Consider the following 24,997-nt stretch of genomic DNA (forward strand, 5'->3'; position numbering starts at 1 on the left):
CATGTTTGAAGCCGCAAGGTTTGGCGATGAAATCGCTCACACCAGTGCCCTGGGCGGGTTTCTGATCGGTGCCGCGCTCGGTATTGCGCTGATCGCCACGGTTGCTATCGCGACGTTCACCTGTGGGTTTGGTGTGGCTTTGTTGGCGGGTCTTGCGGCAGGCGTCGGAGGTAGCCTGCTGACTGCCGCAGGGGAGGCGATAGGCAGTATGTTTTCATCGCCCTCCGGGACCATCGTCACCGCGTCGGACAACGTATTCATCAATAGCCGCAAGGCCGCCCATGTCGAAAAAAGCTTTGGCGCCTGCGACAAGCATCCCAGTCCGGTGCAAGTCGCGGAGGGCTCGACCAACGTCTTCATCAATGGCACGGCGGCGGCGCGCAAGGGCGACAAGATTACCTGCGGTGCGAAGATTTCCAGCGGCTCGGGCGATGTTTACATTGGCGGTGGTACACACCGCTATCTGCCGGTAGACGACGAGATCCCCGGCTGGTTACGAACTACGGTCGATATCCTCATGGCAGTCGCCGGTGCGGCGGGCGGTATCGCTCAATTGATCAAGGCCGGGACACAGGCCGGCATGAAAGCCATCATGCCCTGCGTGTTGAAATTCACCGCCGGCTTCGTCGCCGGTGAGGTGGCCAGCCGTTACGTGATCGGGCCGGCCATCGAGCGTGCGGTCGGTGGTCTGATGGGCAACCCTGTTGACGCCACCACTGGGCGCAAGGTCATTCCTGACGAAACCGACTTCAGCCTCCCGGGCCTGATGCCCATCGAATGGTCACGTTTCTATGCCAGCGACCTGACCGTCGACAGCGTGCTCGGCCGGGGCTGGGTATTACCCTGGGAACAAAGCCTGCGTCGCAGTGGCAACTTCGTTTACCTGACCGACAACCAGGGTCGCAGTGTGCCGTTTGTGGACGTGCCGCCGGGGGACCGCATCTACAATCCCCACGAGCAGGTTTATCTCGTCTGCACCGAAGGTGGTCACTACCTGCTGCAAACCCTCGACAACATCTTCTTCTACTTCGGCGAAGTACCGGACGACAACGTCCCCGTACCGCTGCAACGCATCGAAAACGCCCTCGGCCATTTCCTGCACTTCACCCACACGGTCGAAGGCACGCTCACCGACATCAGCGCCACCGGCGGCGTTCGTGTTCACCTGCATTACGACAACCCGCTGGGGCGCCTGACCGACGTCAAACGCATCGTCGATAACCAGGCCATCGAAACCCTGGTGCAATATCGCTACGACGACAATGGCCAGCTTACCGAGGTGATCAATCGCAACAGTGATTCGGTCCGCCGCTTCAGCTACGTCGACGGCGTGATGGCCAGCCACAGCAACGCCTTGGGCCTGACCTGTAACTACCGCTGGGAAACCATCGGTGAGCAGCCCCGCGTAGTGGAACACTGGACCAGCGACGGCGAACATTACCATTTCCGCTACGACGTGACGGCCCGCACCACATGGGTTACCGATGTGCTCGGGCGCGAAGCTGAAATTCACTACAACGGCGATCATCGCGTCATCGCCAGTCGCGACTTCGGTGGCGAGCACTACGTCATCGACATCGACGACAGCGGCAACATGACCGGTCTGACGCTGCCAGACGGCAATACGGTCACGCTCAAGTACGACGACTACGCGCGATTGGTCGAAGAAACCGATCCGCTCGGGCGCAAGATCAAGTACCAGTATCACCACCTGACTACGCTGGTCACTCAGGTTGATTATCCTGACGGCAGCACTTGGAAAGCCCGTTACGACGCCAAGGGCAACCTCATCGCCGAAGTCGACGCGTTGGGCAACAAAACCGAATACCTCAACAGCGATGACGGCCTGCCTCACACCCTCATCGACGCCACGCAAAAATCCAAATACCTGTGGTGGAACACCCTGGCCCAGGTCGAACGTTTTCAGGATTGCTCGGGCAAAAACACCCATTACCGCTTTGACGAGCGCCACCACCTGATCGCCGTCACCGATGCCCTGAACCAGACCACCACCCTGGAACGCAAACCCGACGGCGAAGTGCTGCGCATCCAGCACCCGGACGGCAGCGCCGAGTTGTTTACCTACAACGCCCTCGGCCAAGTGCTGACGCACACCGACGGCAAAGGCCAGACCACGCGCCTGCTGCGCACCGCGCGCGGCTTGCCGAGCAGCCGCCAGGACGCCAAAGGCCAGCGCATCCGCTACGAATACGACCAGGCCATTCGCCTGACCGCGCTGGTCAACGAAAACAATGCGGCTTACCAGTTTGCCTACGACGCGTCCGATCGCCTGATCGAAGAAAAACGCATCGACAACCTGACCCGCCAGTTCAGCTACAACCTGGGCGGGCATCTCACGCGGGTTGACGAAATCGGCTACGGCGAACGCGCCGAACGGCCACAGCGCCACACCGAATTCGAGCGCGACCCCATCGGCCGACTGTTGGCCAAGCTCAATGCCGATGCGCGTCAGGATTACACCTACGACGACGCGGACCGTTTGCTTTCCATCGAACGCCTGCCCACCGCCAACGGCAAGAAGCTCGGCGTCAGCGAAGAGAAACTCGATTTCTCCTACGACTTGCTGGGCAGGCTGATCAAAGAGACCACGCCGCAAGGCGCCTTGTCTTACGACTATGATCCGCTGAGCAACCTGACCACGCTGACCCTGCCCACCGGCCAGCACCTGAACCACCTGTATTACGGCAGCGGCCACCTGCACCAACTCAACCTCGACGGCCAGCTCATCAGCGACATGGAACGCGATGACCTGCACCGCGAGGTGTTACGCACTCAAGGCCAGCTCACCAGCTGCTTTGGCTACGACGCCATGGGCCGCAAAGCCTGGCAGTTCGCCTCGACCCTGCCGGCGGAAAAACTCTCGCAACTCCACAACCCCGGCATCCAGCCCGAGCTCCTGGTGGAGCACGCCTACAACCCGATCCACCGCCGTCACCAATACGACCCGGCCGGCGAACTCACCCGCACCCTCGACAAGTTGCGCGGCGAGATCAAGTACGACTACGAAGCCAACGGCCAACTGCACAGCCGTGACACTGGCAAGTTGGTGGACAGTGAGGAGTTCAGGTACGACGCGGCGGCGAACCGGTTGAACTTCAACACCAGTCAGTTCGATCACGTGAAGGACAACCGGATCAAGCAGTGGCGGGATCAGGAGTACACCTACGATGCGTGGGGCAACCTGATTGAAAAGCGCAGCGGCATGAACCGGCTGCAGACGTTCAGTTATGACGGTGAGAATCGGCTGGTTAAGGCCGAGACGTTGGTGAACGGCAAGCTGGAAAGTACCGGCACTTATCGTTACGACAGCCTGGGGCGTCGCGTGGCCAAGGTGTCAGCGGTCAACGGGGTTATCGAACAGAAGAATTTCCTGTGGCAAGGTCTGCGCCTGTTGCGCGAGGAAAGTCCGGGGCAGAGTCGTCTATACATTTACGAGCCGGGTAGTTATGCGCCGTTGGCGCGGGTGGATCAGGCCGAGGGTGAGGAGCAGACGCTCTACTATTTCCACACCGACCAGATCGGTACGCCGCTGGAGATGACTGACCGGGAAGGGCAGATCGTCTGGCAGGCGACGTACAAGGCGTGGGGTTCCATCGAAACGCTGACGGTGAACGAGGTTGAGCAAAACCTGAGGTTTCAGGGACAGTATTTCGACGACGAGACGGGGCTGCACTACAACACGTTTCGGTATTACGATCCGGAGGTTGGGCGGTTTATCACGCAGGATCCGATTGGGTTGTTTGGGGGGGATAATCTTTATCAATATGCCCCCAATACCAATGTGTGGATCGATCCTTTGGGGTGGTGTGTCAGTACCGCAGTCACACGTGGCGCAGCAGGGCAGCCTCTTCGAGCAACGGCGACTATTACTGCGAAGGATATAGGAACAGGGACGGCAACGAATGCATCGTCGAGAGTGTGGGCACGGGCGCTAGGTAACTCTAAGGATGACGCCGGTCACATAATCGGAAAGCTTCTGGGCGGTTCAGGCGGTAAAAATGGTGTTTTTCCTCAGTTATCAAAAGTAAATCGCGGTTTGTTCAGAGATTTTGAGAAGGACATTTCAGAGTTGGTACGGAAAAAAGGTTCTGTCGATGTAGATATTAGGTTCCTATATGAAAAATCACTGACTCGTCCGACTGAAATATTGTATGAGGTCTCTGAAGGCGGTAAAAGATTGCTATTTCAGAGTTTTCCAAACTAGTGGAGATTATTATGTCCGATTCGTCAGGTGCTATTGATGTTTTAACGTCTTTTATGGGCGAAATGTGCAAGTGGGAAAATAATTTTCTCAGTGAAAAGATGGCGCTTGTGGATGAGGGGAAATCCACATCACAGTGCAATGAAAAATATAAGAAATCACTTCAAATGATCTTTGCAAAATTTACAGTTGGTGATAGTAAAACGTTGGCCAGGCTTGATTTGCCTGGTGTTAGTTCACCTGCAATGTATGACCCAATAAGGGATGATATTCAGCAGCCTGAATTCGTCAAAGGAAAAGTACAAGTTGTAGTTCAGCAGGCCGAAGGTTTTGAGTCGAAATTTCGGTTTAGTTTGATTTGCGTGGATGATGAATGGAAGATCAATCGTAAGGATACGCTAAGAAGTAATAAGTGGGAAAAGTCGAGTTTGTAGATATTGATCCTGTTTTGGTATTTTGCCTAGTCCACTATTTGAAGTAAAATTGTAGTACGGATAATATAGATGAAGAGCTGATGAAAATTGAACATTGTAATTTTTTAACTATGGGAAAAGGCGGGCCAAATTTATTAATTTGGATAAGCGGTTTGCAGTTTCGATATTTGATGAGTTATATCGGAAAAACTTTTTGCAGTATAAAGAATCTCTAAGTAAGCCAGTTAATGCTGGTAGGGATCTATACGCCAAAGCAAGAAACGCCTTAGCTTCGTTAAGCAGCGATGAAAAGGCTGATGTATTTGCTTTCTTTAAAGTAGTCATGGCGGACAGCGCTTCGGTAATATTGGGCACTCTGGATGGAGTGCATTTTCCAGATAATTTAGATGGTGATTTCATCGTTACATGTAACGGCGAGGAAATTCACGGCGATCTCATGGATCACTTTATTGAGAAGGCTCAAGATAATAATTTATACGGCTGATCGTAGTTTTTTTGAGGTCAGAACGACCTGATGATCTAAAGTTATTGAACGAAGCAAAATGACGAAGTGTTTTGTGATCTCCTACGACTTGCTGGGTGGGGAGCGGACGCTTTACTACTTGCACACCGACCAGATTGGTACGCCGCTGGAGATGACGGACTGGGAAGGGCAGATCGTTTGGTAGGCGACGTATAAGGCGTGGGGCTCGCTGGATCGGTTGGACGTCAATGAAGCCGAACAGAGTTTGCGGTTTCAGGGGCAGTATTTCGACGACGAGACGGGGCTGCACTGCAACACGTTTCGGTATTACGATCCGGAGGTGGGGCGGTTTATTACGCAGGATCCGATTGCACTGGTGGGTGGGGATAACCTATACCAATATGCTCCAAACTCTATCGGCTGGACCGACCCTTGGGGCTGGAGTTGCAACCGTCCGGGCGGTTATAAGGCTGGTGATGTTGATACTCACGGTAACTTGTCACCCGGTGTTAACAGAGCGTCGGGTCACAAGAATATTTCGGAAGATAAACTCGTGCAGACGCACCACTTTATCCAAGATGAGTGGGCAAAAAGAAACGTTACTGGATACAAGAGAAATGATGCACCTGCTGTTCTTCTGAAAAGTTCCTCGGGAGATCCTCATGCTGTTGTCTCATCCCTTCAGCGAACTAGGCGTAGGCTTTCTGGATTTGGTGGGACTATCAAGGAGGAGTTTGGAACAGCATACAAAGAACTACTTGATGTAGGTGTTAATCCTGATGCAGTTAAAAAAGCTGCAAGCAAGTCATACAAATATTTTGATTCGCTAGGGGCGTTTAAATGACTATAAAATATACAGAAACAAAACACGCCGCATCAGCGAAATCCATAGCTGACATTATCCAAACGCTCGGAGTAGATAGCGACGTCTGGATTGTAAAATTTTGGTCACGCTACGACGGTGCATTGCTTAATGATCAAGTTTTGATGTACTCAACAAATGACATAGTTGAACGCAATCAAACGTATGAAATAGGCCTCAATTTTCCAGAGCAGGTTTTGATAGGCGATGACTCTGGAGGCAGACTTATTTTAATTGATAAAGCTATTTCAGATGTTTTCTATCTAATCGATTCTGGTGATCCATTCTTAGAGGATGCCATGATATCTCATTCGATTGACGAGCTGATTGATAATATTTCTGACGAGGAAACTGATCTGTCGGCTACGTTTAATATAGTGGCTATTGCGAACGACAAACCAACTCCGCAAGAAATGCTGGCTATCAAAAAAGGGCTGGGATTAAGTTTTTCAATAACAGATCTGAAGGAGAAGCTTGAGAAGAGATATGAGATAATTCTATCGGATGTTAAGATTTTTAAATATGAAGCGATAGTGATGGCGTACAGCCATCTAATTTGGTTTGACTCATAGTGAGCGCGAATTGATGATTTTATAAGTTGATTGCAGTATGAGGAAGTTGAGTTTGTAGCCTAAAGTATTGTGTGCTGGACTGTTTTTTCCATATGTGCGTGCTACGCCATTTTGTTCTTTAATAATTCGAGTTCGGGAGTGGCGGTGAGTATTTTTCTGCCACTCTCACCATCCTTGCCGATTAGCCCCACGGCAGCACTTGGAAAGCCCGCTACGACGCCAAAGGCAACCTCATCGCCGAAGTCGACGCGATGGGCCACAAAACCGAATACCTCAACAGCGATGACGGCTTGCCGCACACCATCATCGACGCCACCCAAAAGTCCAAATACCTGTGGTGGAACACCCTGGCCCAGGTCGAACGCTTCCAGGACTGCTCGGGTAAAAACACCCACTACCGTTTCGACGAACGCCATCACCTGATCGCCGTCACCGATGCCCTGAACCAGACCACCACCCTGGAACGCAAACCCGACGGGGAAGTGCTGCGTATCCAGCACCCGGACGGCAGCGCCGAGTCGTTTACCTACAACGCCCTCGGTCAGGTGCTGACGCAAACCGACGGCAAAGGCCAGACCACGCGTCTGTTGAGAACCGCAAGAGGGCTGCCCGCCAGCCGCCAGGACGCCAAAGGCCAACGCATTCGCTACGAATACGACCAGGCCATTCGCCTGACCGCGCTGGTCAACGAAAACAACGCCGCCTACCAGTTTGCCTACGATGCGTCCGATCGCCTGACCGAAGAAAAACGTATCGACAACCTGACCCGTCGATTTAGCTACAACATCGGCGGGCACCTGACGCGGGTTGACGAAATCGGCTACGGCGAGCGCGGCGAACGGCCACAACGCCACACCGAGTTCGAGCGCGACCCGATCGGCCGCCTGCTGGCCAAGCTCAACGCCGATGCGCGTCAGGATTACACCTACGACGACGCGGACCGTTTGCTGTCCATCGAACGCCTGCCCACCGCCAACGGCAAGAAGCTCGGCGTCAGCGAAGAGACACTCGAATTCTCCTACGACTTGCTGGGCAGGCTGATCAAAGAGACCACGCCGCAAGGCGCTCTGTCCTACGACTACGATCCACTGAGCAACCTGACCACGCTGACCCTGCCGACCGGCCAACACCTGAACCACCTGTATTACGGCAGCGGCCACCTGCACCAACTCAACCTCGACGGCCAGCTCATCAGCGACATGGAACGCGATGACCTGCACCGCGAAGTCTTGCGCACCCAAGGCCAGCTCACCAGCTGCTTCGGCTACGACGCCATGGGCCGCAAGGCCTGGCAGTTCGCCTCGACCCTGCCGGCGGAAAAACTCTCACAAATCCACAATCCGGGGATTCAACCCGAGCTCCTGGTGGAGCACGCCTACAACCCGATCCATCGCCGTCATCAATACGACCCGGCCGGGGACCTCATTCGCACCCTCGACAAGTTGCGCGGCGAGATCAAGTACGACTACGAAGCCAACGGTCAACTGCACAGCCGTGACACCGGCAAGTTGGTGGACAGTGAGGAGTTCCGCTACGACGCGGCGGCGAACCGGCTGAACTTCAACACCAGTCAGTTCGATCACGTGAAGGACAACCGGATCAAGCAGTGGCGGGATCAGGAATATGCCTACGATGCGTGGGGCAACCTGATTGAAAAGCGCAGTGGTTTGAGCCGACTGCAGACGTTCAGTTATGACGGTGAGAATCGGCTGGTTAAGGCTGAGACGTTGGTGAACGGCAAGCTGGAAAGTAGTGGCGCTTATCGTTACGACAGCCTGGGGCGTCGTGTGGCCAAGGTGTCAGCGGTCAACGGTGTCAACGAACAGAAGAACTTTCTGTGGCAAGGCTTGCGCCTGTTGCGCGAGGAAACACCGGGGCAGAGCAGCCTTTACGTTTACGAGCCGGGTAGTTATGCGCCGTTGGCGCGGGTGGATCAGGCGGAAGGCGAGGAGCAGAAGCTTTACTACTTTCACACCGATCAGATTGGTACGCCGCTGGAGATGACGGACCCCGAGGGGCAGATTGTCTGGCAGGCGACTTACAAAGCCTGGGGCGCCCTCGAAACGCTGACGGTGAACGAGGTAGAGCAGAAGCTGAGGTTCCAAGGGCAGTATTTTGATGATGAGACGGGGCTGCACTACAACACGTTTCGGTATTATGATCCGGAGGTGGGGCGGTTTATTACGCAGGATCCGATTGGCCTGTATGGAGGCAACAACCTCTATAAATATGCGCCGAGCGCTATCGGATGGGTCGATCCGTTGGGGCATTGTTCCAAAGCGCTAAGTAATAATATGACTAAAGGTGGTACTCCGCGACCAGCTAACTCCGCTGCTCATCATGTTGTTGGGGATACCGCAAAACTGGCAGCCCCCGCGAGAGCAGTATTGGCAAAGCATGATATTCATGTGGATGATGCAATTAACGGAGTATTTCTTCCTAATCGTAATAATGTTGATTCCGGCATGCTAGGGATATTGCATAATGGTAAACATCCAAATTCTTATTTTGAAAGCGTTAACCAACTTATTATTAGTGCGGACAAAGCTGGTGGTAAGCCGATGGTATTGAAAACTATTGATAGAATTCGTAATACGTTGCTTACAAGCCCTTGTGGTGCGCAGTGGTCTGGATTATTTGGGTGATTTTATGAAGATTTACTCGATTACACAAGATGACAAATACAAAACTCTTGTTGATGCGGATGAAGTGGAAGGCCTGCAGCAGTTTGCAACAAAACTAGCGTATAGTGATGTCAGCTCGGAGTCTGATGATCGAGAATACAGTGTTGTATATAATAGCGATGATAAGAAAAAAGCGGCGCTTTCTGATTTCTATACTTTTTTCAGGCCTGTCTTAATCGTCTCGAACAAAGCATACAAGGAGCTCGGTTTTTTACAGGGGCTTCCGCGCGTTAAGATATCTGGGGCCCGAGCGGGTGACGTGGCACTTTATGTTGTCGAGTTGATACCAGATTTGTTTGATTTTGAGAAATCTGATTTCGATAAAGGAGAGAGCGGGTACGTGGTTTATAAAACCGTACTAAAAACTCCCCAAAGCTTCAGGGGCGTAATCTTTCGTATTCCTGAAAGTCCGCAAGTACTATTTGTTAGCCAGTTTTTCAAAGATGCTGTTGAGTTAAATGGTCTTAAGGGACTTAGTTTTAAAGAGGTTGAGCGAAGTTCTTGAAAGCGGGGGTTCGGTACTCCTGATTCCGCAGTTGCTATTAGGCAGGGGCGAATTGAAAACAGCGCTACTTTCCGCTTCCGGCTGCTTGAGCGAAGAAAGTTAATCGATAACTTGAGCCGCCATTGAAGTTACGACTTTGGCGGACGCCTCACACGGGTCAACGAAATCGGCTACGGCGAACGCGCCGAACGGCCACAACGTCAGACAGAATTTGAACGCGACTCCATAGTCCGACTGCTGGCCAAACTCAACGCTGATGCCCGCCAGGATTACACCTACGACGACGCCGATCGCTTGTTGACCAACGAGCGCTTGCCAACCGCCAACGGCAAGAAGCTTGGCGTCAGCGAAGAGACACTCGAATTTTCCTACGACTTGCTGGGCCGCCTGATCAAAGAGACCACACCACGAGGCGCCTTGTCCTACGACTACGATCCGCTGAGCAACCTGATTGAAAAGCGAAGCGGGATGAACAGGCTGCAGACGTTTAGCTACGACTGTGAGAATCGGCTGGTTAAAGCTGAGACGTTGGTCGGCGGCGAGCTGGAAAGTATGGGGGATTATCGTTATGACAGCTTGGGGCGTCGTGTCGCCAAGGTGTCAGAAGTCAACGGCGTCACCGAACAGAAGAATTTTCTGTGGCAAGGCTTGCGCATGTTGCGTGAGGAAACGCCGGGGCAGAGCAGTCTGTATATATACGAGCCGGGTAGTTATGCGCCGTTGGCGCGGGTGGATCAGGCCGAGGGTGAGGAGCAGACGCTTTACTACTTCCATACCGATCAGATTGGTACGCCGTTGGAAATGACGGGCGCAGATGCGAAATCGTCTGGCAGGCGACGTACAAGGCGTGGGGTTCCATCGAAACGCTGACGGTGAACGAGGTTGAGCAAAACCTGAGGTTTCAGGGGCAGTATTTCGATGATGAGACGGGGCTGCACTACAACACGTTTCGGTATTACGATCCGGAGGTGGGGCGGTTTATTACGCAAGATCCGATTGGGTTGTTGGGTGGTAGTAATCTCTATGGTTACGCTCCGAATACCAACGGTTGGATTGACCCACTGGGCTGGTGCGTAAGTACTAGTGTCACAAGAGGGGGGAGAGGGCAGCCTTTAAAAGCAACCGCGACTATTACCCCGAAGGACATAGGCACGGGCACTGCCTCAAATGCTTCGTCTCGAGCTTGGGCCCGATTGTTGGGCAAGTCAGATGATGATGCCGGGCACATAATCGGTAAGCTTCTCGGCGGCGCGGGTGGGAAAGATGGGGTTTTCCCACAGTTGAAAGGGATAAATCGCGGTCTGTTTAGAGATTTTGAATCGGCTGTTGCAAATACAGTTAAAAAGAAAGGTCCGGTAGATGTTGAGCTGAATTTTATTTACGGCAATGGCGGTACGCGCCCTACATCGATAACATATGATGTTTACCGTCAGGGTAGTAAAGTACTAGAAGGGATATTTGGGAATTGATTATGACTGATAAAAAATCTTTGCAGGCATTACAGTGTGTTAATGAGTTTTTCATTGAGATGAACTTGTGGGAGGTGGGATTTTTTGCTGAGCGAAAAAAAAATATAGCGAGCGGAGGTGACGATCCTGCGATAAAAAACCGATATAGGGATAAGTTGGAGGAAATCTTAAGTCGCTATGCACTGAAGGATAAAAGTAATTTTGGTCGGTTAGTAGATTTGGGCTGTATTAGCCCTCCCACATATGATCCCCAGAGCGACGTTATAGAGATTACATCCACCGGAATTGATGAGATCGTTGTGGGGGTTCAGCAAACCGTAGGTGTGGAGGTTACATCAAGGATTACTATTATATATAAGGCGGGAAGTTGGAAGATAAAGAAAAAAGAAAGCTTCGGTTATGATGATAAGTGGAAGCGTTCCCCCTTGTAAGTTATAGGGGGTATTGTTAAAAATATCAGTGTGTTCGGTTGTTTTAGGCTTGTAGTTTTTTAAAAAATGATCGTTGAAGCGGCTGGGAGCGATACCCCGTGACTCGTTTTTTTTCACGGGGTTACGTTATTGGTTTTCTCAAGTTCGTGGCAGGACTCGAAATGTTCTAGCTAGCGATGTGCTATTTAATTGTGCAGTTTTTGAAGAGAAGCCATAGTTTACAAAAAAAACGGCGTTGAAGTATTTGGATGTTAGCAAAAATGCAAGTGTCTCTAAGTTAAAATTTCTCTCTTCTAGTTAAAGCCATGCTGATGAAAATGAAATCGGTTTGTCTTAAGGGTCTAAGATGTATCGGCTCCAAGCGCGCCATGTAAAGCAGTTGTAAAACATGCGCTCTATATCTTGGAGGCGAATTAAAAGTACAAGCTTACTACGATGATGAAGAAAGCATTTCCATAGGTTTGTTGACGACGCTGGACTCTATCCATAAGGGGTTAAATCGATTTCAACGATAGGACTTTACGAAACTCTATTATTCGAAGATAGTGGAAGAGAGTTTGAAACAAGGGTGGAGCTTTGTTCGGCTGCCATGGCAAACGAAGTTTATTGGGAGAATGCGTTAGTATCTGCCGCTTTTCATATAAGAAAACTACAATCAGTAGTGATGTTGGGGGTTGTGGTCCCCAACTTCTTTAACGATTATTTGCCTGCTCCACCCATGCCTCATATTTACCTTGCAGTACCATTTGTCTGGAATGATGCTCATTTTTCAGAGTTAAGCTTTTCAAGCTTGAAGTTTAATTGGCTGCAGTGCATTTCTGTTCATGAGGAAGAACGTATCTTTATTAACAAGTTTGGTGGCGGCGCTTTCGATGAGTTGTTGTCAGAGCAGGAAATAAATACACTCGATTGTAATAGGTGCCCGCTTTTATGGGGGTAAGATAGTCATTTTGCTGTCAGTGATAAGAGACAATTTTGAGGTCGGAATGAACGTTTGAGGTCGGAATGAACGAAAAATCTGAGATTTTGATTAAAGTTCTTTTAGATGAGGTGAGAGGGTCTCTATCTGGTGAGTTAATGTTACCGCTAAGAAAGCTGTTGTGGGAGACAATCACTGAAGGCCAGGTTGAAGAGGAACGACGTTTCACTCTCACCAGGCTTGATGCTCTTTGTGTAGAGCATGGTTCACTTTTTTGGGTTCGAAAGTTTGGGGGGGTTGAAGAAGTAGCTAGTATATTGTCTATGGCTCTTGCTCTGGCAAAAGGAGCGTTATCCGAAGAAAAGGCGATGAGTGTTCGGGATGAATTTTATGTGGCGGTAGTTGAGGATCAAGATTATGAACTTGATGAATACCCAGCAATGTTTGTGGGGCATGCAGCTGCCAACACAGTGATCACAGCAGCAAGCAAGTATGATTTTGATCCAGCGGACGGGCGAAGTGATCGCGACCTAGATCCCGCCGCTTTTGAACCTAGTTATTTGGTCGCATCGGCGTTCGCCGGAGGCTTGGCAGAGGATGGTGATGCTGAGTTACGTCGAAAATTTTGGCAGTGGTATCTAATTGATGCAGTTTCGCAAGTTTCGTAGCGCGGTATCAGTAATATGGGCTGTTGCAAGAGCCGAATAAGTATTGTTTTGTACAACCGCCCAAGGTCAGCTACATCTGGAAGTGCCGATTACGTCCTTGGCTCAAGTTATAAAGTGCTCGGCCAAACGGGTGGGCAGGTTGCTCATCTCCCTGCTAACTGGGTCAGGGCTGCACTGAGTGCGTGCCATGCTGCATGCCGGAGGTCAGTTTGAAGCATTGGTTGAGACGCTTGAGTTGCGCTCCCCACCTGAAATCGACAAGGAGGAGATCGTCGACGAGGTTCTGCCTTCATGAGCGAAGCCGCGGCGCGCCTGGATGACCCGATTGAGCATTCGAGCGCGTTAGGAGGGCTGCTAGCCGGGCTTGCAATTGGCGCTGGTGCAGTTTTGGTAGGTATTGCCATCGTCGGGACCGGCGGCTTGGGTGCAGTAGCACTGTGTGCGATGGTCGGCGCAGGGGCCGCGACCGGTGCGGGAGTAGGGCAATTGCTCGGTAGCCTCTCCTTTGCCAGCCATGGTGCAGGACAAATCAAGACGGGCTCTGGAAATGTCTTTACCAATAGTAAAGCTGCCGCTAGAGCTCACGTAGATACCGCCGTGTGTGACCAGCATGGCCCCGCTCCTCAAATTCTGGCGCAGGGTAGCGACTCTGTTTATATCAACGGCCAGCCCGCAGCGCGCGTTGGAGATAGAACCGTATGTGACGGCAAGATCAGTGCAGGCTCTGGGAATGTTTTTATTGGCGGCGGGACTGAGACTACGGATGCAATTGATCCAGAAGTTCCTGAGTGGTTAGAACGAGCAGTTCTTATCGTCGGTTTGGCCAGTGCTTTTGTGTTGGCAAGCCCGGTAATCGTAATCGCAGGCCTTGCCGGTGGGATCGCGGGTGGGATGGCGGGGAACTGGGCTGGTGGTGAACTTTTTGGTCAAGGTTCAGATGGCCAGAAGCTTATGGCGTTTGGCGGGGCGTTATTGGGGGGTGGGCTTGGAACCAAGGGGGGTAAGGCTTTTGACGCGCGGTATGAGATTAAGGTTCAGGGATTTGGGGCAAATCTGGGCAATGTCAAAATTGTAAAAAGGCCGGCACTTCCTCCGATTGAACACAAAGGTGTCTCACCAGATGCTTACCAAAAACTTAGAGCCAGGACGCCAAGCAAAGAAATTCAAAAAATGGTCAATGAAGATGTTGTACTTCCGATGAAAGATCCTGCTCTTCCTGGATTAGAAATTACGAAGCCCCTGCACGCTGATCACGTAGTTCCAATGAAACAAATTACAGAAATGGATGGTTTTAATAAGCTTTCATTTAATAATCAGCTTGAAGTTTTAAACCATAAACCAAATTTCGCCCCTTTGAGTGAAACTGCAAATACTTCACGAGGGGCCAAATCCTACGAGCAGTGGACGCGTTACAAAAAAGGAAATGTTGATGTTGATCCCACTTTCAGAAGCAGTATGATGGAACGCGCAGCTAAGCTGGAGATTGAATTGCAGGATAAAATTTATGGCCTTTTGCCCTAAAAGGAGTCGATATGATTACTTTGGATGATGTTGCTGAACAAGCTAGAGCTAGCTTTTCAGATCGGGATGTGTATTTTTCGTCAAGCGAATTGCCAAGCAATATCATTATACCTGGGGAGTGGTTGGAGTTTGGTGTGGCTGATGTAAACCCTCCTAAATTTCCATTCGCATGGTATTCCTTTAGGGAAAAACTGCCTTGGGTACTGTCCTTACTAGAAAATTGTTTAATTGGTACAATTGTCTTGGTTGGAGAGAAAATTGAGCTGGCGTATGTTTTTCATGATGCGAATGAGCTCTATTATTACATTGCAGGTATGCCAATAAATAGTTGTCCGTTGAACGATGATGTAGTCAACCCCGTTAAGGGTGAGCTTTCACGGTTTTACAGTCATGTGCATAATGGATTTACCTTTTTTCCAGCACGATCTATGGGGCCTCAACCAATTGAGGATTTTTCATGTGTAGCTGATTTAATCGATGAAGAAGAAACAAGCTTCGCTGAGAGTTGGCTGACGGTTTTTTCTAATGGAGGCGGTGATTATTTAGCCATAGATCTAAATAGTCAGAATCAGGATAAGGGCATTATCTGGTGGCATGAGGAGCCCATGGGTCCAGAGATAGATGTAAACGTTTTTGAAATTATGGATACATGGATTTCTATTTTTCTCGAAGACACTCAGTTACGCAACGATGTATTGATTGTCGAAACAAATCTCAAGACTTGAGTTATTTTACACGACCTACATAATCTGAGTATTCAGGAATACTAACTGGGGGGTAGATAAAAGTGTTCTTCCCCCCTCCGGTGCGAATTACAGATGCTCCGACTAGGATTTCATCAATTGTATAATGATGGCTCGCACGTCTACAATCACTTGCGGGGCCATCGCCGAAGCCGATGCGTTGGGCAACAGGGCCGAATAACTCAACAGCGACGACGGCCTGCCTCACACCCTCATCGACGCCACAACTAATACCGAATAACTGTGGTAGACCACCCTGACCCAGGTCGAACGCTTCCAGGATTGCTCGGGCAAAAACACCCACTACCGTTTCGACGAACGCCATCACCTGATCGCCGTCACCGATGCCCTGAATCAGACCACCACCCTGGAACGCAAACCCGACGGCGAAGTGCTGCGCATCCAGCACCCGGACGGCAGCGCCGAGTCGTTTACCTACAACGCCCTCGGTCAGGTGCTGACGCACACCGACGGCAAAGGCCAGACCACGCGCCTGCTGCGCACCGCCCGCGGCCTGCCGAGCAGCCGCCAGGACGCCAAAGGCCAACGCATTCGCTACGAATATGACCAGGCCATTCGCCTGACCGCGCTGGTCAACGAGAACAGCGCGGCTTATCAGTTTGCCTATGACGCTTCCGACCGGTTGGTTGAAGAAAAACGCATCGACAACTTGACCCGCCAGTTCAGCTACAACCTGGGCGGGCACCTGACGCGGGTTGACGAAATTGGCTACGGCGAACGCGCCGAACGGCCACAGCGCCACACCGAATTCGAGCGCGATTAATCGGCCGTCTGCTGGCCAAGCTCAACGCCGATGCGCGTCAGGATTACACCTACGACGACGCAGACCGCTTGCTCAGCATCGAGCGCCTGCCTACCGCCCACGGCAAAAAACTCGGCGTCAGCGAAGAAAAACTCGATTTCTCCTACGACCTGCTGGGCCGCCTGATCAAAGAGACCACGCCGCAAGGCGCCTTGTCCTACGACTACGATCCGCTGAGCAACCTGACCACACTGACCCTGCCGACCGGCCAACACCTGAACCACCTGTACTACGGCAGTGGCCACCTGCACCAACTCAACCTCGACGGCCAGCTCATCAGCGACATGGAACGCGATGACCTGCACCGCGAGGTGTTACGCACTCAAGGCAAGCTCACCAGTTGTTTCGGCTACGACGCCATGGGCCGCAAGGCCTGGCAGTTCGCCTCGACCCTGTCGGCGGAGAAACTCTCACAAATCCACAATCCGGGGATTCAACCCGAGCTCCTGGTGGAGCACGCCTACAACCCGATCCACCGCCGTCACCAGTACGACCCGGCCGGCGAACTGACCCGCACCCTCGACAAGTTGCGCGGCGAGATCAAGTACGACTACGAAGCCAACGGCCAGTTGCACAGCCGTGACACCGGCAAGTTGGTGGACAGTGAAGAGTTCCGCTACGACGCGGCGGCGAACCGGTTGAACTTCAACACCAGTCAGTTCGATCACGTGAAGGACAACCGGATCAAGCAGTGGCGGGATCAGGAATATGCCTACGATGCGTGGGGCAACCTGATTGAAAAACGCAGTGGCATGAGCAAGCTGCAGACGTTCAGTTATGACGGTGAAAATCGGCTGGTTAAGGCCGAGACGTTGGTTGACGGCAAGCTGGAAAGTAGTGGCGCTTATCGTTATGACAGTCTCGGTCGACGAGTTGGCAAGACCTCAACAGTTTCCGGAAAAACCCAGCACAAGAATTTCCTGTGGCAAGGTCTGCGCATGCTGCGTGAGGAAAGTCCGGGGCAGAGCAGCCTGTACATTTACGAGCCGGGTAGTTATGCGCCGTTGGCGCGGGTGGATCAGCAGGAGGGTGGGGAGCAGACGCTTTACTACTTCCACACTGATCAGATTGGTACGCCGTTGGAGATGACGGACCGGGAGGGACGGATTGTCTGGCAGGCGACGTACAAGGCGTGGGGCTCGCTGGAGCGATTAGACGTCAACGAAGTCGAGCAGAATCTGCGCTTTCAGGGGCAGTATTTCGACGACGAGACGGGGCTGCACTACAACACGTTTCGGTATTATGATCCGGAGGTGGGGCGGTTTATTACGCAGGATCCGATTGGTTTGATGGGGGGGGGATAACCTATATCAATATGCGGCTAACGCGATACGTTGGGTTGACCCTCTTGGTTGGTACAACGGGGAAGGCGTACGTGACTTAGGAAAGTATCACTCTAATCACGAACATACTTTGATGAATTCAGAGTACAAAATGACGGACGTCGAGCACTTCAGCCGTGCTAATCAATCAGTATATGAGCGTGTGAAAGTTGACTATTACTTCAAGAAAACGTTGCAGTCGAAGTATCCTGGCGTTGTAGAACACGTACAGCCGCGAGCGGATGGTTCGCTCCGTGGTAGTTCGCCTCCGGGTATGACTTGGCACCATGGAGATAAACCTGGATCGCTTCAGATGGTTGACAGATTAGATCATCAGACATATCACAAGGTATACCATCCTGATGGTAAGGGTGGACGAAATAAGTGGGGCGGTGGTACTGCCTGTCGATAATATGAGGATGTTATGAAGGTGTATAAAGGTTTTGCTGATCTGTTGGCCAACATTGATCGTTTGTCAAATGTTGGATGGCTGTTCGTCGATTCTACAATAGATAGAGCGTCAAAGGAGTCTGTAAGCTCTGCAGCTTTTTATGTTGCGGAAGATGATGCAGAGGAGATTCTTTTTGAAAAATCTAAGCGTACATTTGTTGAGTGTCCGACTATGCTAGACATCAAAGCTATCGCTGACACGCGAGTAGATAAGCCGGACTTAGAAGCATATTTGGAAGCGGCATTGTACTATCTTGAGAATGATGATTTTAAAGATTAATTGAACCCTGAGTCGGTGGAATTATCGCTTTCGTGAAAATTAATTGAGCTCTTTAAAATGTGAATTTTTTAAAGTGGCTGCTTGCCTCAGCCACTCATCTATACGCTTTTATTGCGTTCAATTTTTATGATGCTGCATTGACTGAGTGACCCAGCCGCGCTTATCCGGCCCACGTGTTGAGGACGTAGCATTATGCATTGCGGAATTGATTCCAAATGTATTTGATTTTGAAAAATCCGATTATGATAAAGGGGAGGGCGGGCATGTGGTTTATAAGGCTGTTTTAAAAATTCCAGAAAGTTACAGGGGCGAAATATTCCGTATTTCTGAAAGCCCGCAAATATTATATGTGAGCCAAGTGTTCAAGGATGCTGTTGAGTCAAAGGGTCTTAAAGGGCTTGATTTTAGAGAGGTTGAACGGAGTTATTGCAGAGGTGCATACGGGAGGGTAAATAACGGCCAAACAGGCGCAGATGCTGTAAGGGAATCTACCTGTCATTCAACGACGCACTGTGTTTCAGAACCAGATGTCGAGAAAAGAATTTGTAGGGAGTCAGAATTATTTGATGAAGCAATGGGAGGCAAATATCGGTAGAGTTTGGCCATCAATCGCAACAGCGATTCAGTACACCGCTTCAGCTACACTGACGGTGTGATGACGTATTAGGGCTCTGGAAGCGCAATCTAGCGATGCTCGGCGTGGTGATGCTTATGTATACTGCGCTCATCAGGGGCTTCGCGATGTTGGGCATGCAATTTCCAGGCTCTCTCGAAAGAGGCCTTGGTATCGGTGTTTCGATTTGCTATGGCATCAGCGTCAATTATGCGTACTTTCTAAAAGAAGTGAAGGGGTACAACGGCTGGAATCCTTTCAAATACTGAAGGTGCAATGCGTTGTCGTTTTTACGCTTTTCATCAGCGACGCTCGTCTCGATTGCCGTGTGTTTAAAATCAAAATCAATTTCTAGGGAAGTAATCATTTATGCAGCAATCACCCACGCTCGCTCCAATGGTGACAGGGAAGCTGATCAATACCTTCCGCCATGGCAAAGGTTTTCTGGTCTTCACGCTCTTATTCGGAATTGTCATGCTGTGCCTGGCGGGATTTGTGTTGTACCTGAGTACCATACTGCCGGTGAGTAGTCCCGGGACGAATGCAAACCATGGCTCGAGTCCGAAGTTGCTGATCTATTCTGTCAGTGGCTTGCTGGTAATCATTTCGGCAGTCCTGATTTGGATTCATTTATGGCAGAAGAAGTTACGCGGGACCCATTATGAGATTTACGAGCACGGCATTGCTGCTTTCAGCGGAGCGGATCAACAATATATGGCGTTTGCTGAAATAGAAGACCTTTATCTATTCGGCTCAGGGCAAGCTGCATTTACCGGCCTGATCACTAATTTGGCGTACCGTCGTAATGACAGTGAGTCATTTCATCGAGTGATCGAGTCACTCAAAGGCTTTCAGGAGTTTCAGCAACTAGTGCGCGAGTTGCACGTTCGCGAGCGTCTGCCGGTTGTGATGGACAGGCTTGTGTCTGGTGGTGCGGTGACTTTCAGGTTTGTGACTACAGGGCAGGTCTGGCACAAACGGCTCTCGGGGGACTTCCTCAATGTCACCACTCAGACAATCATTGTGACAAGTGAGTTTCTTGAAGTTGAGGGACGTAAAGTCCCAATGTCGACCCTATCCTCAATCGATTTAAATACATGGAGTGAGAGGGTCACCATTAAAGATGAGGCAGGGAATCAGATACTATCAACAGTGTGCACGGGCATCCTGAGTCATGACCTGTTCCTCACGACTCTGGATGTATTGCTGGATGCCCAGCGTGCAAGCAGCGGTGAGACTGTCCAAAGTCTGGCTTGAGGATCTAGAGGCGCCGACCGGCGTGTCATGTCAAAGACGACTGTTCACACCAAGAAAAACCCGGCTGATCAGGCTGGGTTTTTTGTGGGTGTAGCGATGTATTTAGGCGACGCGGTTCTGGATCAGACGATCCGAACCACGCTGACCCTGCCTACTGGCCAGCACCTCAATCACCTCTGCTACGGCAGCGGTCACCTGCACCAACTCAACCTCGACGGCCAGCTCATCAGCGACATGGAACGCGATGACCTGCACCGCGAAGTCCTGCGCACCCAGGGCCAGCTCACCAGTTGCTTTGGCTACGACGCCATGGGCCGCAAAGCCTGGCAGTTCGCCTCGACCCTGCCGGCGGAAAAACTCTCGCAACTCCACAACCCCGGCATTCAGCCCGAACTGCTGGTGGAGCACGCCTACAACCCGATCCACCGCCGTCACCAGTACGACCCCGCCGGCGAACTCACCCGCACCCTCGACAAGTTGCGCGGCGAGATCAAGTACGACTACGAAGCCAACGGCCAACTGCACAGCCGTGATACTGGCAAGTTGGTGGACAGTGAAGAGTTCCGCTACGACGCGGCGGCGAACCGGTTGAACTTCAACACCAGCCAGTTCGATCACGTGAAGGACAACCGGATCAAGCAGTGGCGGGATCAGGAATATACCTACGATGCGTGGGGCAACCTGATTGAAAAACGCAGTGGGATGAGCAGGCTGCAGACGTTCAGTTATGACGGTGAAAATCGGTTGGTTAAGGCCGAGACGTTGGTGAACGGCAAGCTGGAAAGTACCGGTGATTATCGTTATGACAGCCTGGGGCGTCGCGTGGCCAAGGTGTCAGAGGTTAACGGCGTCACCGAACAGAAGAATTTTCTGTGGCAAGGCTTGCGCCTGTTGCGCGAGGAAACACCGGGGCAGAGCAGCCTTTACGTTTACGAGCCGGGTAGTTATGCGCCGTTGGCGCGGGTGGATCAGGCGGAAGGCGAGGAGCAGAAGCTTTACTACTTTCACACCGATCAGATTGGTACGCCGCTGGAGATGACGGACCCCGAGGGGCAGATCGTCTGGCAGGCGACGTACAAGGCGTGGGGTTCCATCGAAACGCTGACGGTGAACGAGGTTGAGCAAAACCTGCGGTTTCAGGGACAGTATTTCGACGACGAGACGGGGCTGCACTACAACACGTTTCGGTATTACGATCCGGAGCTTTCGTAGGCGGTTCGAATGACGGTTCGTCAGCCGATTGCTACCTGTCACAACTGACCGAAATCGACTCCTGGCAGTCATTTCAATCAACAGGGCGCTCGTCCAGGATTGCCTGTGACCGTCAGGTTGTGTGGGTTTATGGTGACTTAGGCATTTCCACCAGCAACTGCCCAAATGCGCTGGCCGCCGGTGTTTTTCCGGTGACACTCCATACCAGTCGGAAATCGGCATCCGTTAGCGGGGGCAGGCCATATTGGCCGTCAATCACTACCATGCCGGGCTCCAGATCTTCCAGCGGTAGAGCGGTGACGGCGAGCCCCGCCAATACCGCTGCTCGCAGGCCTTGTTGGCTTGGAGAGGTAAAGGCGACTCGCCAGTCCACGGTAGAGTTTTTCAAGGCATCGACGGCTACCTGGCGGTGCACGCAGGGCGCGGGTGCAAACGCCAACGGCAAAGGGCCGGCGCCGTTAAAGTCGAAACTGTGCGCCGCTGCCCAGACAAACCGGGTTTCGCGCAGTACCATACCGCCCGCCGGGCTGCCCGGCAATGCCATGACCACGGCCAGATCGAGACCATCGGCATCGACCAGCGCGCGTAGATCGAGGTAGGTGCCGACGGTCACATCCAGGCGTACTGCGGGAAATTGTCTGGCGAACCGTGAGAGTAACGGCGGCAGGCCATCGCCGATAAAATTTTCCGGTGTGCCGAAGCGCACGGCCCCGGATACCGGTGACGTTTCGAAGCGCCGGGAGAGGGCGTCTTGTGCTGTGAGGACGTGTTCAGCATGGCGTAGAAAATCTTCGCCATCTTCTGTTAGCGTCAAATGGCGGGTGGTACGTACCAGTAGCGTGGTGCCGGCCTGTTCCTCCAGGCGGCGGATCTGATGACTGATCGCCGACTGACTCAAGTGCAGCCGCTCAGCGGCACGGGTGAAACTGCCGGTCTCGTTGATAGCGACAAAAGCACGCAACAGCGCTGGGTCGAAGTCCATTTGATCCACTCATGACGAATATTAATAAAACTTACGAAATTAAATCACTTCTGTCATTTATTAATGACTTCCAGAATGCGCTCGGTCACTTGGACATGCGCCCGGTGATGCTGGCGAAACTATTGAGTCTCTCCCTGACGGCGTTCAGGGCGGTCCTGCCAGCGCCCATCAACTTGATCTGGAAGATCACAATGCCGTTCTCCTCGTCGCAAAAAGATGTTTTCACAATAGCCGCCGTTTGTTTGGCCTCATTGATGTTCGGCCTGGAAATCTCAAGCGTACCGGCAATCCTGCCCACTCTTGAATCGATTCTGCGCAGCGATTTCAAAGAAATGCAGTGGATCATGAACGCCTACACAATCGCTTGCACCACGGTGTTGATGGCCACCGGCACACTGGCGGACAGGTATGGGCGCAAGCGCGTATTTACCATTAGCCTGGTGCTGTTTGGCATTACCTCACTGGGCTGTGGTTTGGCGAACAGCGCCAGCGTATTGATCGCAAGCCGATTCCTGCAAGGGATGTCCGGTGGTGCCATGCTGATCTGTCAGGTGGCAGTGTTGTCTCACCGATTCCAGTCGGGTGCTGCCCGTGGCAGAGCTTTCAGCGCTTGGGGGATCGTGTTTGGCATCGGCTTGGGGTTCGGTCCGATTATCGGCGCTGCAATCGTGGCGTTGTCGAGTTGGGAGTGGGTGTTCCTGGTGCACGCGCCAATTGCCGTGCTTGCGATGGTGCTGGTGATCGTCGGAGTCGATGAATCACGCGATCCACAGCGTCGCAGGCTGGATGTATTGGGCATTATTTCGCTGTCGCTGGCAGTGTTAGGTCTTTCCTGGTTCATCACGCAGGGCGCGGGAGTGGGTTTCTCCAGTGGATCGGTCATCGCCAGCCTGGTTGTGGCAATTGTCAGCTTCGTTGTTTTTGTCGTCGCGCAGCGCCGCCATGTCGATCCCATGTTCGACTTCTCCGTATTGCGCATCCGCCGCTTCTCGGGCGCCTTGTTAGGGTCGGCAGGCATGAACTTCAGCTTCTGGCCATTCATGATTTACCTGCCTCTGTACTTTCAAAATGGCCTGGGCTACGCCAGTGTCGGCACCGGCCTGGCACTACTGGCCTATACGCTGCCGACTCTGGTTGTCCCTCCGTTAGGCGAACGGCTGGCGCTACGCTATCGACCTGACGTAGTCATTCCTGCAGGCTTGTTCACCATCGGTTTGGGATTTCTGCTGATGAAATGGGGCAGCAGTGTCACGCATGCCAGTTGGCTGACGATGCTTCCAGGCTGCCTCATTGCCGGGATCGGACTGGGACTGACCAACACGCCAGTCACCAATACCACCACCGGATCGGTACCCAGTGAGCGAGCTGGCATGGCATCGGGCATTGATATCAGCGCTCGTATGATCAGTCTTGCAATCAATATCGCGCTCATGGGGTTCATCTTGGTGGAAGGCATTCTGTCTTCCCTGCACAGCCAGCTATCGGGTTCGCACGATGACGTGCAGTTGAGGTTGCTGGCGGAGAATATTTCAGCTGGCAACTCTGCTGTGCTGGGGCAGACTCGCCAAGGGATTACGATTCCGATCGATATCGCCAACGCGGCTTTGGCACATGGGTTTGGCTGGGTGATGCTCTATGGCGGAATTGCTGCGTGGGTGCTGGTGGCGGCGAGCTTCTGGGTCTTCCGTTCGAGCAAAGCCATTCATTCTCCGCAGTGAATGTAAACCGAAGGACTGCTTCTGGCCGAGAGCCGTCAAACGCTGGACGACAGTAGTGCTATCTCAATGACGGCGCGCGCTCATGGACAACAACCATGCCGAACAGCCAGGAGAACTGCTGCCTAAACTAGCGACTTTTGAATTTGATGATCAAATGTATCTAGAAAATCGTGCATGCTGATTTCTCCGAGATCTACAGCTTTAGCGCCGCCGGCGGCAATAAAGGTGACGTCAGTGATACCCAGGACATTCAGGATCAGTTTCAAATATTGGGTCGCAATGTCACGGTCTCTGATCGGGGAGTCGTTGCTGTATACACCTCCCGAGGCAAGCAGCACCGTTGCCTTTTTACCGGTCACCAGCCCTTTACCATCAAAGCCCAAGGTCAGGCCTTTACGTACCACGTGATCCACCCACGCCTTTAGCGCCGCAGGGACGTTGTAGTTGTAGACCGGCGTTGAAATGACCACGTGATCGGTTTCCAGCAGCTCGGCCGTAAGTTCATCGGATAGCTGTAACACGGCTTTCATTTCAGGCGAATGTTGGGGTTGCGGGGTGAAGTAAGCCTGTAACCAGGGGGCCGTCACGAACGTAAGCGGAGTGTCCGATAGATCCCGTATTTTGATGGCGCCCGTAGGGTGTGCAGCCTCCCACGCGGCCACAAATCGGCGAGTGAGCTGCCTGGAGATTGAAGTATCCCCACGGGGGCTGGTTTCAATGGTGAGAAGCCTGGACATGAAAGTAACTCCTGCGCGGTGACGCGGCGGTATGTTTTGCGTTGTCGCTGTAGGCGATGTGCGACACACTCTACCCAATGCGATCTCTAAGCAGGAGTGATGTAAATATG

Annotated in this window: 17 protein-coding genes and 5 pseudogenes; 20 read left to right on the forward strand and 2 right to left on the reverse strand. The window is 52.2% G+C overall.

Annotation, left to right across the window (positions count from 1 at the left end):
• Position 1: 1 nt before the first annotated feature.
• The 19 genes and pseudogenes from ACWIKB_RS27735 to ACWIKB_RS27825 form a co-directional block, all read left to right on the forward strand.
• Complete coding sequence (locus ACWIKB_RS27735; RefSeq protein ID WP_475270684.1) at positions 2–4,225, forward strand: RHS repeat-associated core domain-containing protein; 4,224 nt, start codon at positions 2–4, stop codon at positions 4,223–4,225.
• Positions 4,226–4,236: 11 nt separating this feature from the next.
• Positions 4,237–4,656: an NTF2 fold immunity protein gene (locus tag ACWIKB_RS27740; protein ID WP_475270685.1), complete on the forward strand. Its 420-nt coding sequence runs from the start codon at positions 4,237–4,239 to the stop codon at positions 4,654–4,656.
• Positions 4,657–4,789: 133 nt separating this feature from the next.
• Entirely contained in the window at positions 4,790–5,140 is a 351-nt protein-coding gene (locus ACWIKB_RS27745) for a hypothetical protein (protein ID WP_475270755.1), read from the forward strand.
• 100 nt (positions 5,141–5,240) lie between these two features.
• Positions 5,241–5,963: pseudogene (locus tag ACWIKB_RS27750) on the forward strand (RHS repeat-associated core domain-containing protein); the annotation flags it as partial.
• The gene (locus ACWIKB_RS27755; protein ID WP_475270686.1) at positions 5,960–6,553 is read left to right on the forward strand and encodes an SMI1/KNR4 family protein; all 594 of its coding nucleotides are present in this window, start codon (positions 5,960–5,962) and stop codon (positions 6,551–6,553) included. The pseudogene ACWIKB_RS27750 and the gene ACWIKB_RS27755, both read left to right, overlap by 4 nt.
• A gap of 185 nt (positions 6,554–6,738) precedes the next feature.
• Positions 6,739–9,198, forward strand: a pseudogene (locus ACWIKB_RS27760) (RHS repeat-associated core domain-containing protein); the annotation flags it as partial.
• Between the two features lie 4 nt (positions 9,199–9,202).
• Positions 9,203–9,742: a hypothetical protein gene (locus ACWIKB_RS27765; protein ID WP_475270687.1), complete on the forward strand. Its 540-nt coding sequence runs from the start codon at positions 9,203–9,205 to the stop codon at positions 9,740–9,742.
• Positions 9,743–9,763: 21 nt separating this feature from the next.
• A pseudogene (locus ACWIKB_RS27770) lies at positions 9,764–11,211 on the forward strand (RHS repeat domain-containing protein); the annotation flags it as partial.
• A 2-nt stretch (positions 11,212–11,213) separates the two neighbouring features.
• A complete protein-coding gene (locus ACWIKB_RS27775) occupies positions 11,214–11,642 on the forward strand; it encodes an NTF2 fold immunity protein (protein ID WP_475270688.1) in 429 nt (142 codons plus the stop codon).
• Between the two features lie 511 nt (positions 11,643–12,153).
• Positions 12,154–12,582 carry a suppressor of fused domain protein gene (locus tag ACWIKB_RS27780; RefSeq protein ID WP_475270756.1) on the forward strand — a complete coding sequence of 143 codons (429 nt, stop codon included), beginning with the start codon at positions 12,154–12,156 and terminating at the stop codon, positions 12,580–12,582.
• Positions 12,583–12,647: 65 nt separating this feature from the next.
• The gene (locus tag ACWIKB_RS27785; protein ID WP_475270689.1) at positions 12,648–13,229 is read left to right on the forward strand and encodes an Imm5 family immunity protein; all 582 of its coding nucleotides are present in this window, start codon (positions 12,648–12,650) and stop codon (positions 13,227–13,229) included.
• A 291-nt stretch (positions 13,230–13,520) separates the two neighbouring features.
• Positions 13,521–14,750, forward strand: a complete 1,230-nt coding sequence (locus tag ACWIKB_RS27790) for a PAAR domain-containing protein (protein WP_475270690.1) — start codon at positions 13,521–13,523, stop codon at positions 14,748–14,750.
• Between the two features lie 11 nt (positions 14,751–14,761).
• Complete coding sequence (locus ACWIKB_RS27795; protein WP_475270691.1) at positions 14,762–15,475, forward strand: SMI1/KNR4 family protein; 714 nt, start codon at positions 14,762–14,764, stop codon at positions 15,473–15,475.
• A 160-nt stretch (positions 15,476–15,635) separates the two neighbouring features.
• Positions 15,636–17,672, forward strand: a pseudogene (locus tag ACWIKB_RS27800) (RHS repeat-associated core domain-containing protein); the annotation flags it as partial.
• A 78-nt stretch (positions 17,673–17,750) separates the two neighbouring features.
• Positions 17,751–18,050: an HNH endonuclease gene (locus ACWIKB_RS27805; RefSeq protein ID WP_475270758.1), complete on the forward strand. Its 300-nt coding sequence runs from the start codon at positions 17,751–17,753 to the stop codon at positions 18,048–18,050.
• A gap of 12 nt (positions 18,051–18,062) precedes the next feature.
• The gene (locus ACWIKB_RS27810; protein WP_475270692.1) at positions 18,063–18,368 is read left to right on the forward strand and encodes a hypothetical protein; all 306 of its coding nucleotides are present in this window, start codon (positions 18,063–18,065) and stop codon (positions 18,366–18,368) included.
• Between the two features lie 145 nt (positions 18,369–18,513).
• Complete coding sequence (locus tag ACWIKB_RS27815; protein ID WP_475270693.1) at positions 18,514–18,963, forward strand: hypothetical protein; 450 nt, start codon at positions 18,514–18,516, stop codon at positions 18,961–18,963.
• A gap of 387 nt (positions 18,964–19,350) precedes the next feature.
• Positions 19,351–20,238, forward strand: a complete 888-nt coding sequence (locus tag ACWIKB_RS27820) for a hypothetical protein (RefSeq protein WP_475270694.1) — start codon at positions 19,351–19,353, stop codon at positions 20,236–20,238.
• 135 nt (positions 20,239–20,373) lie between these two features.
• A pseudogene (locus ACWIKB_RS27825) lies at positions 20,374–21,444 on the forward strand (RHS repeat domain-containing protein); the annotation flags it as partial.
• A gap of 133 nt (positions 21,445–21,577) precedes the next feature.
• Here ACWIKB_RS27825 and ACWIKB_RS27830 read toward each other — a convergent pair.
• Positions 21,578–22,432 (reverse strand): LysR family transcriptional regulator, encoded by an 855-nt coding sequence (locus ACWIKB_RS27830; protein WP_475270696.1) that lies wholly within the window; start codon positions 22,430–22,432, stop codon positions 21,578–21,580.
• 191 nt (positions 22,433–22,623) lie between these two features.
• On the opposite strand from ACWIKB_RS27830, the gene ACWIKB_RS27835 reads away from it, so the two are divergent.
• Positions 22,624–24,150, forward strand: a complete 1,527-nt coding sequence (locus ACWIKB_RS27835) for an MFS transporter (protein ID WP_475270759.1) — start codon at positions 22,624–22,626, stop codon at positions 24,148–24,150.
• A 122-nt stretch (positions 24,151–24,272) separates the two neighbouring features.
• Here the strand turns inward: ACWIKB_RS27835 and ACWIKB_RS27840 are convergent, their stop codons facing one another.
• Positions 24,273–24,887: an FMN-dependent NADH-azoreductase gene (locus ACWIKB_RS27840; protein WP_475270697.1), complete on the reverse strand. Its 615-nt coding sequence runs from the start codon at positions 24,885–24,887 to the stop codon at positions 24,273–24,275.
• Positions 24,888–24,997 lie beyond the last annotated feature (110 nt).

The sequence above is a fragment of the Pseudomonas sp. 5Vm1k genome, from assembly GCF_056161485.1.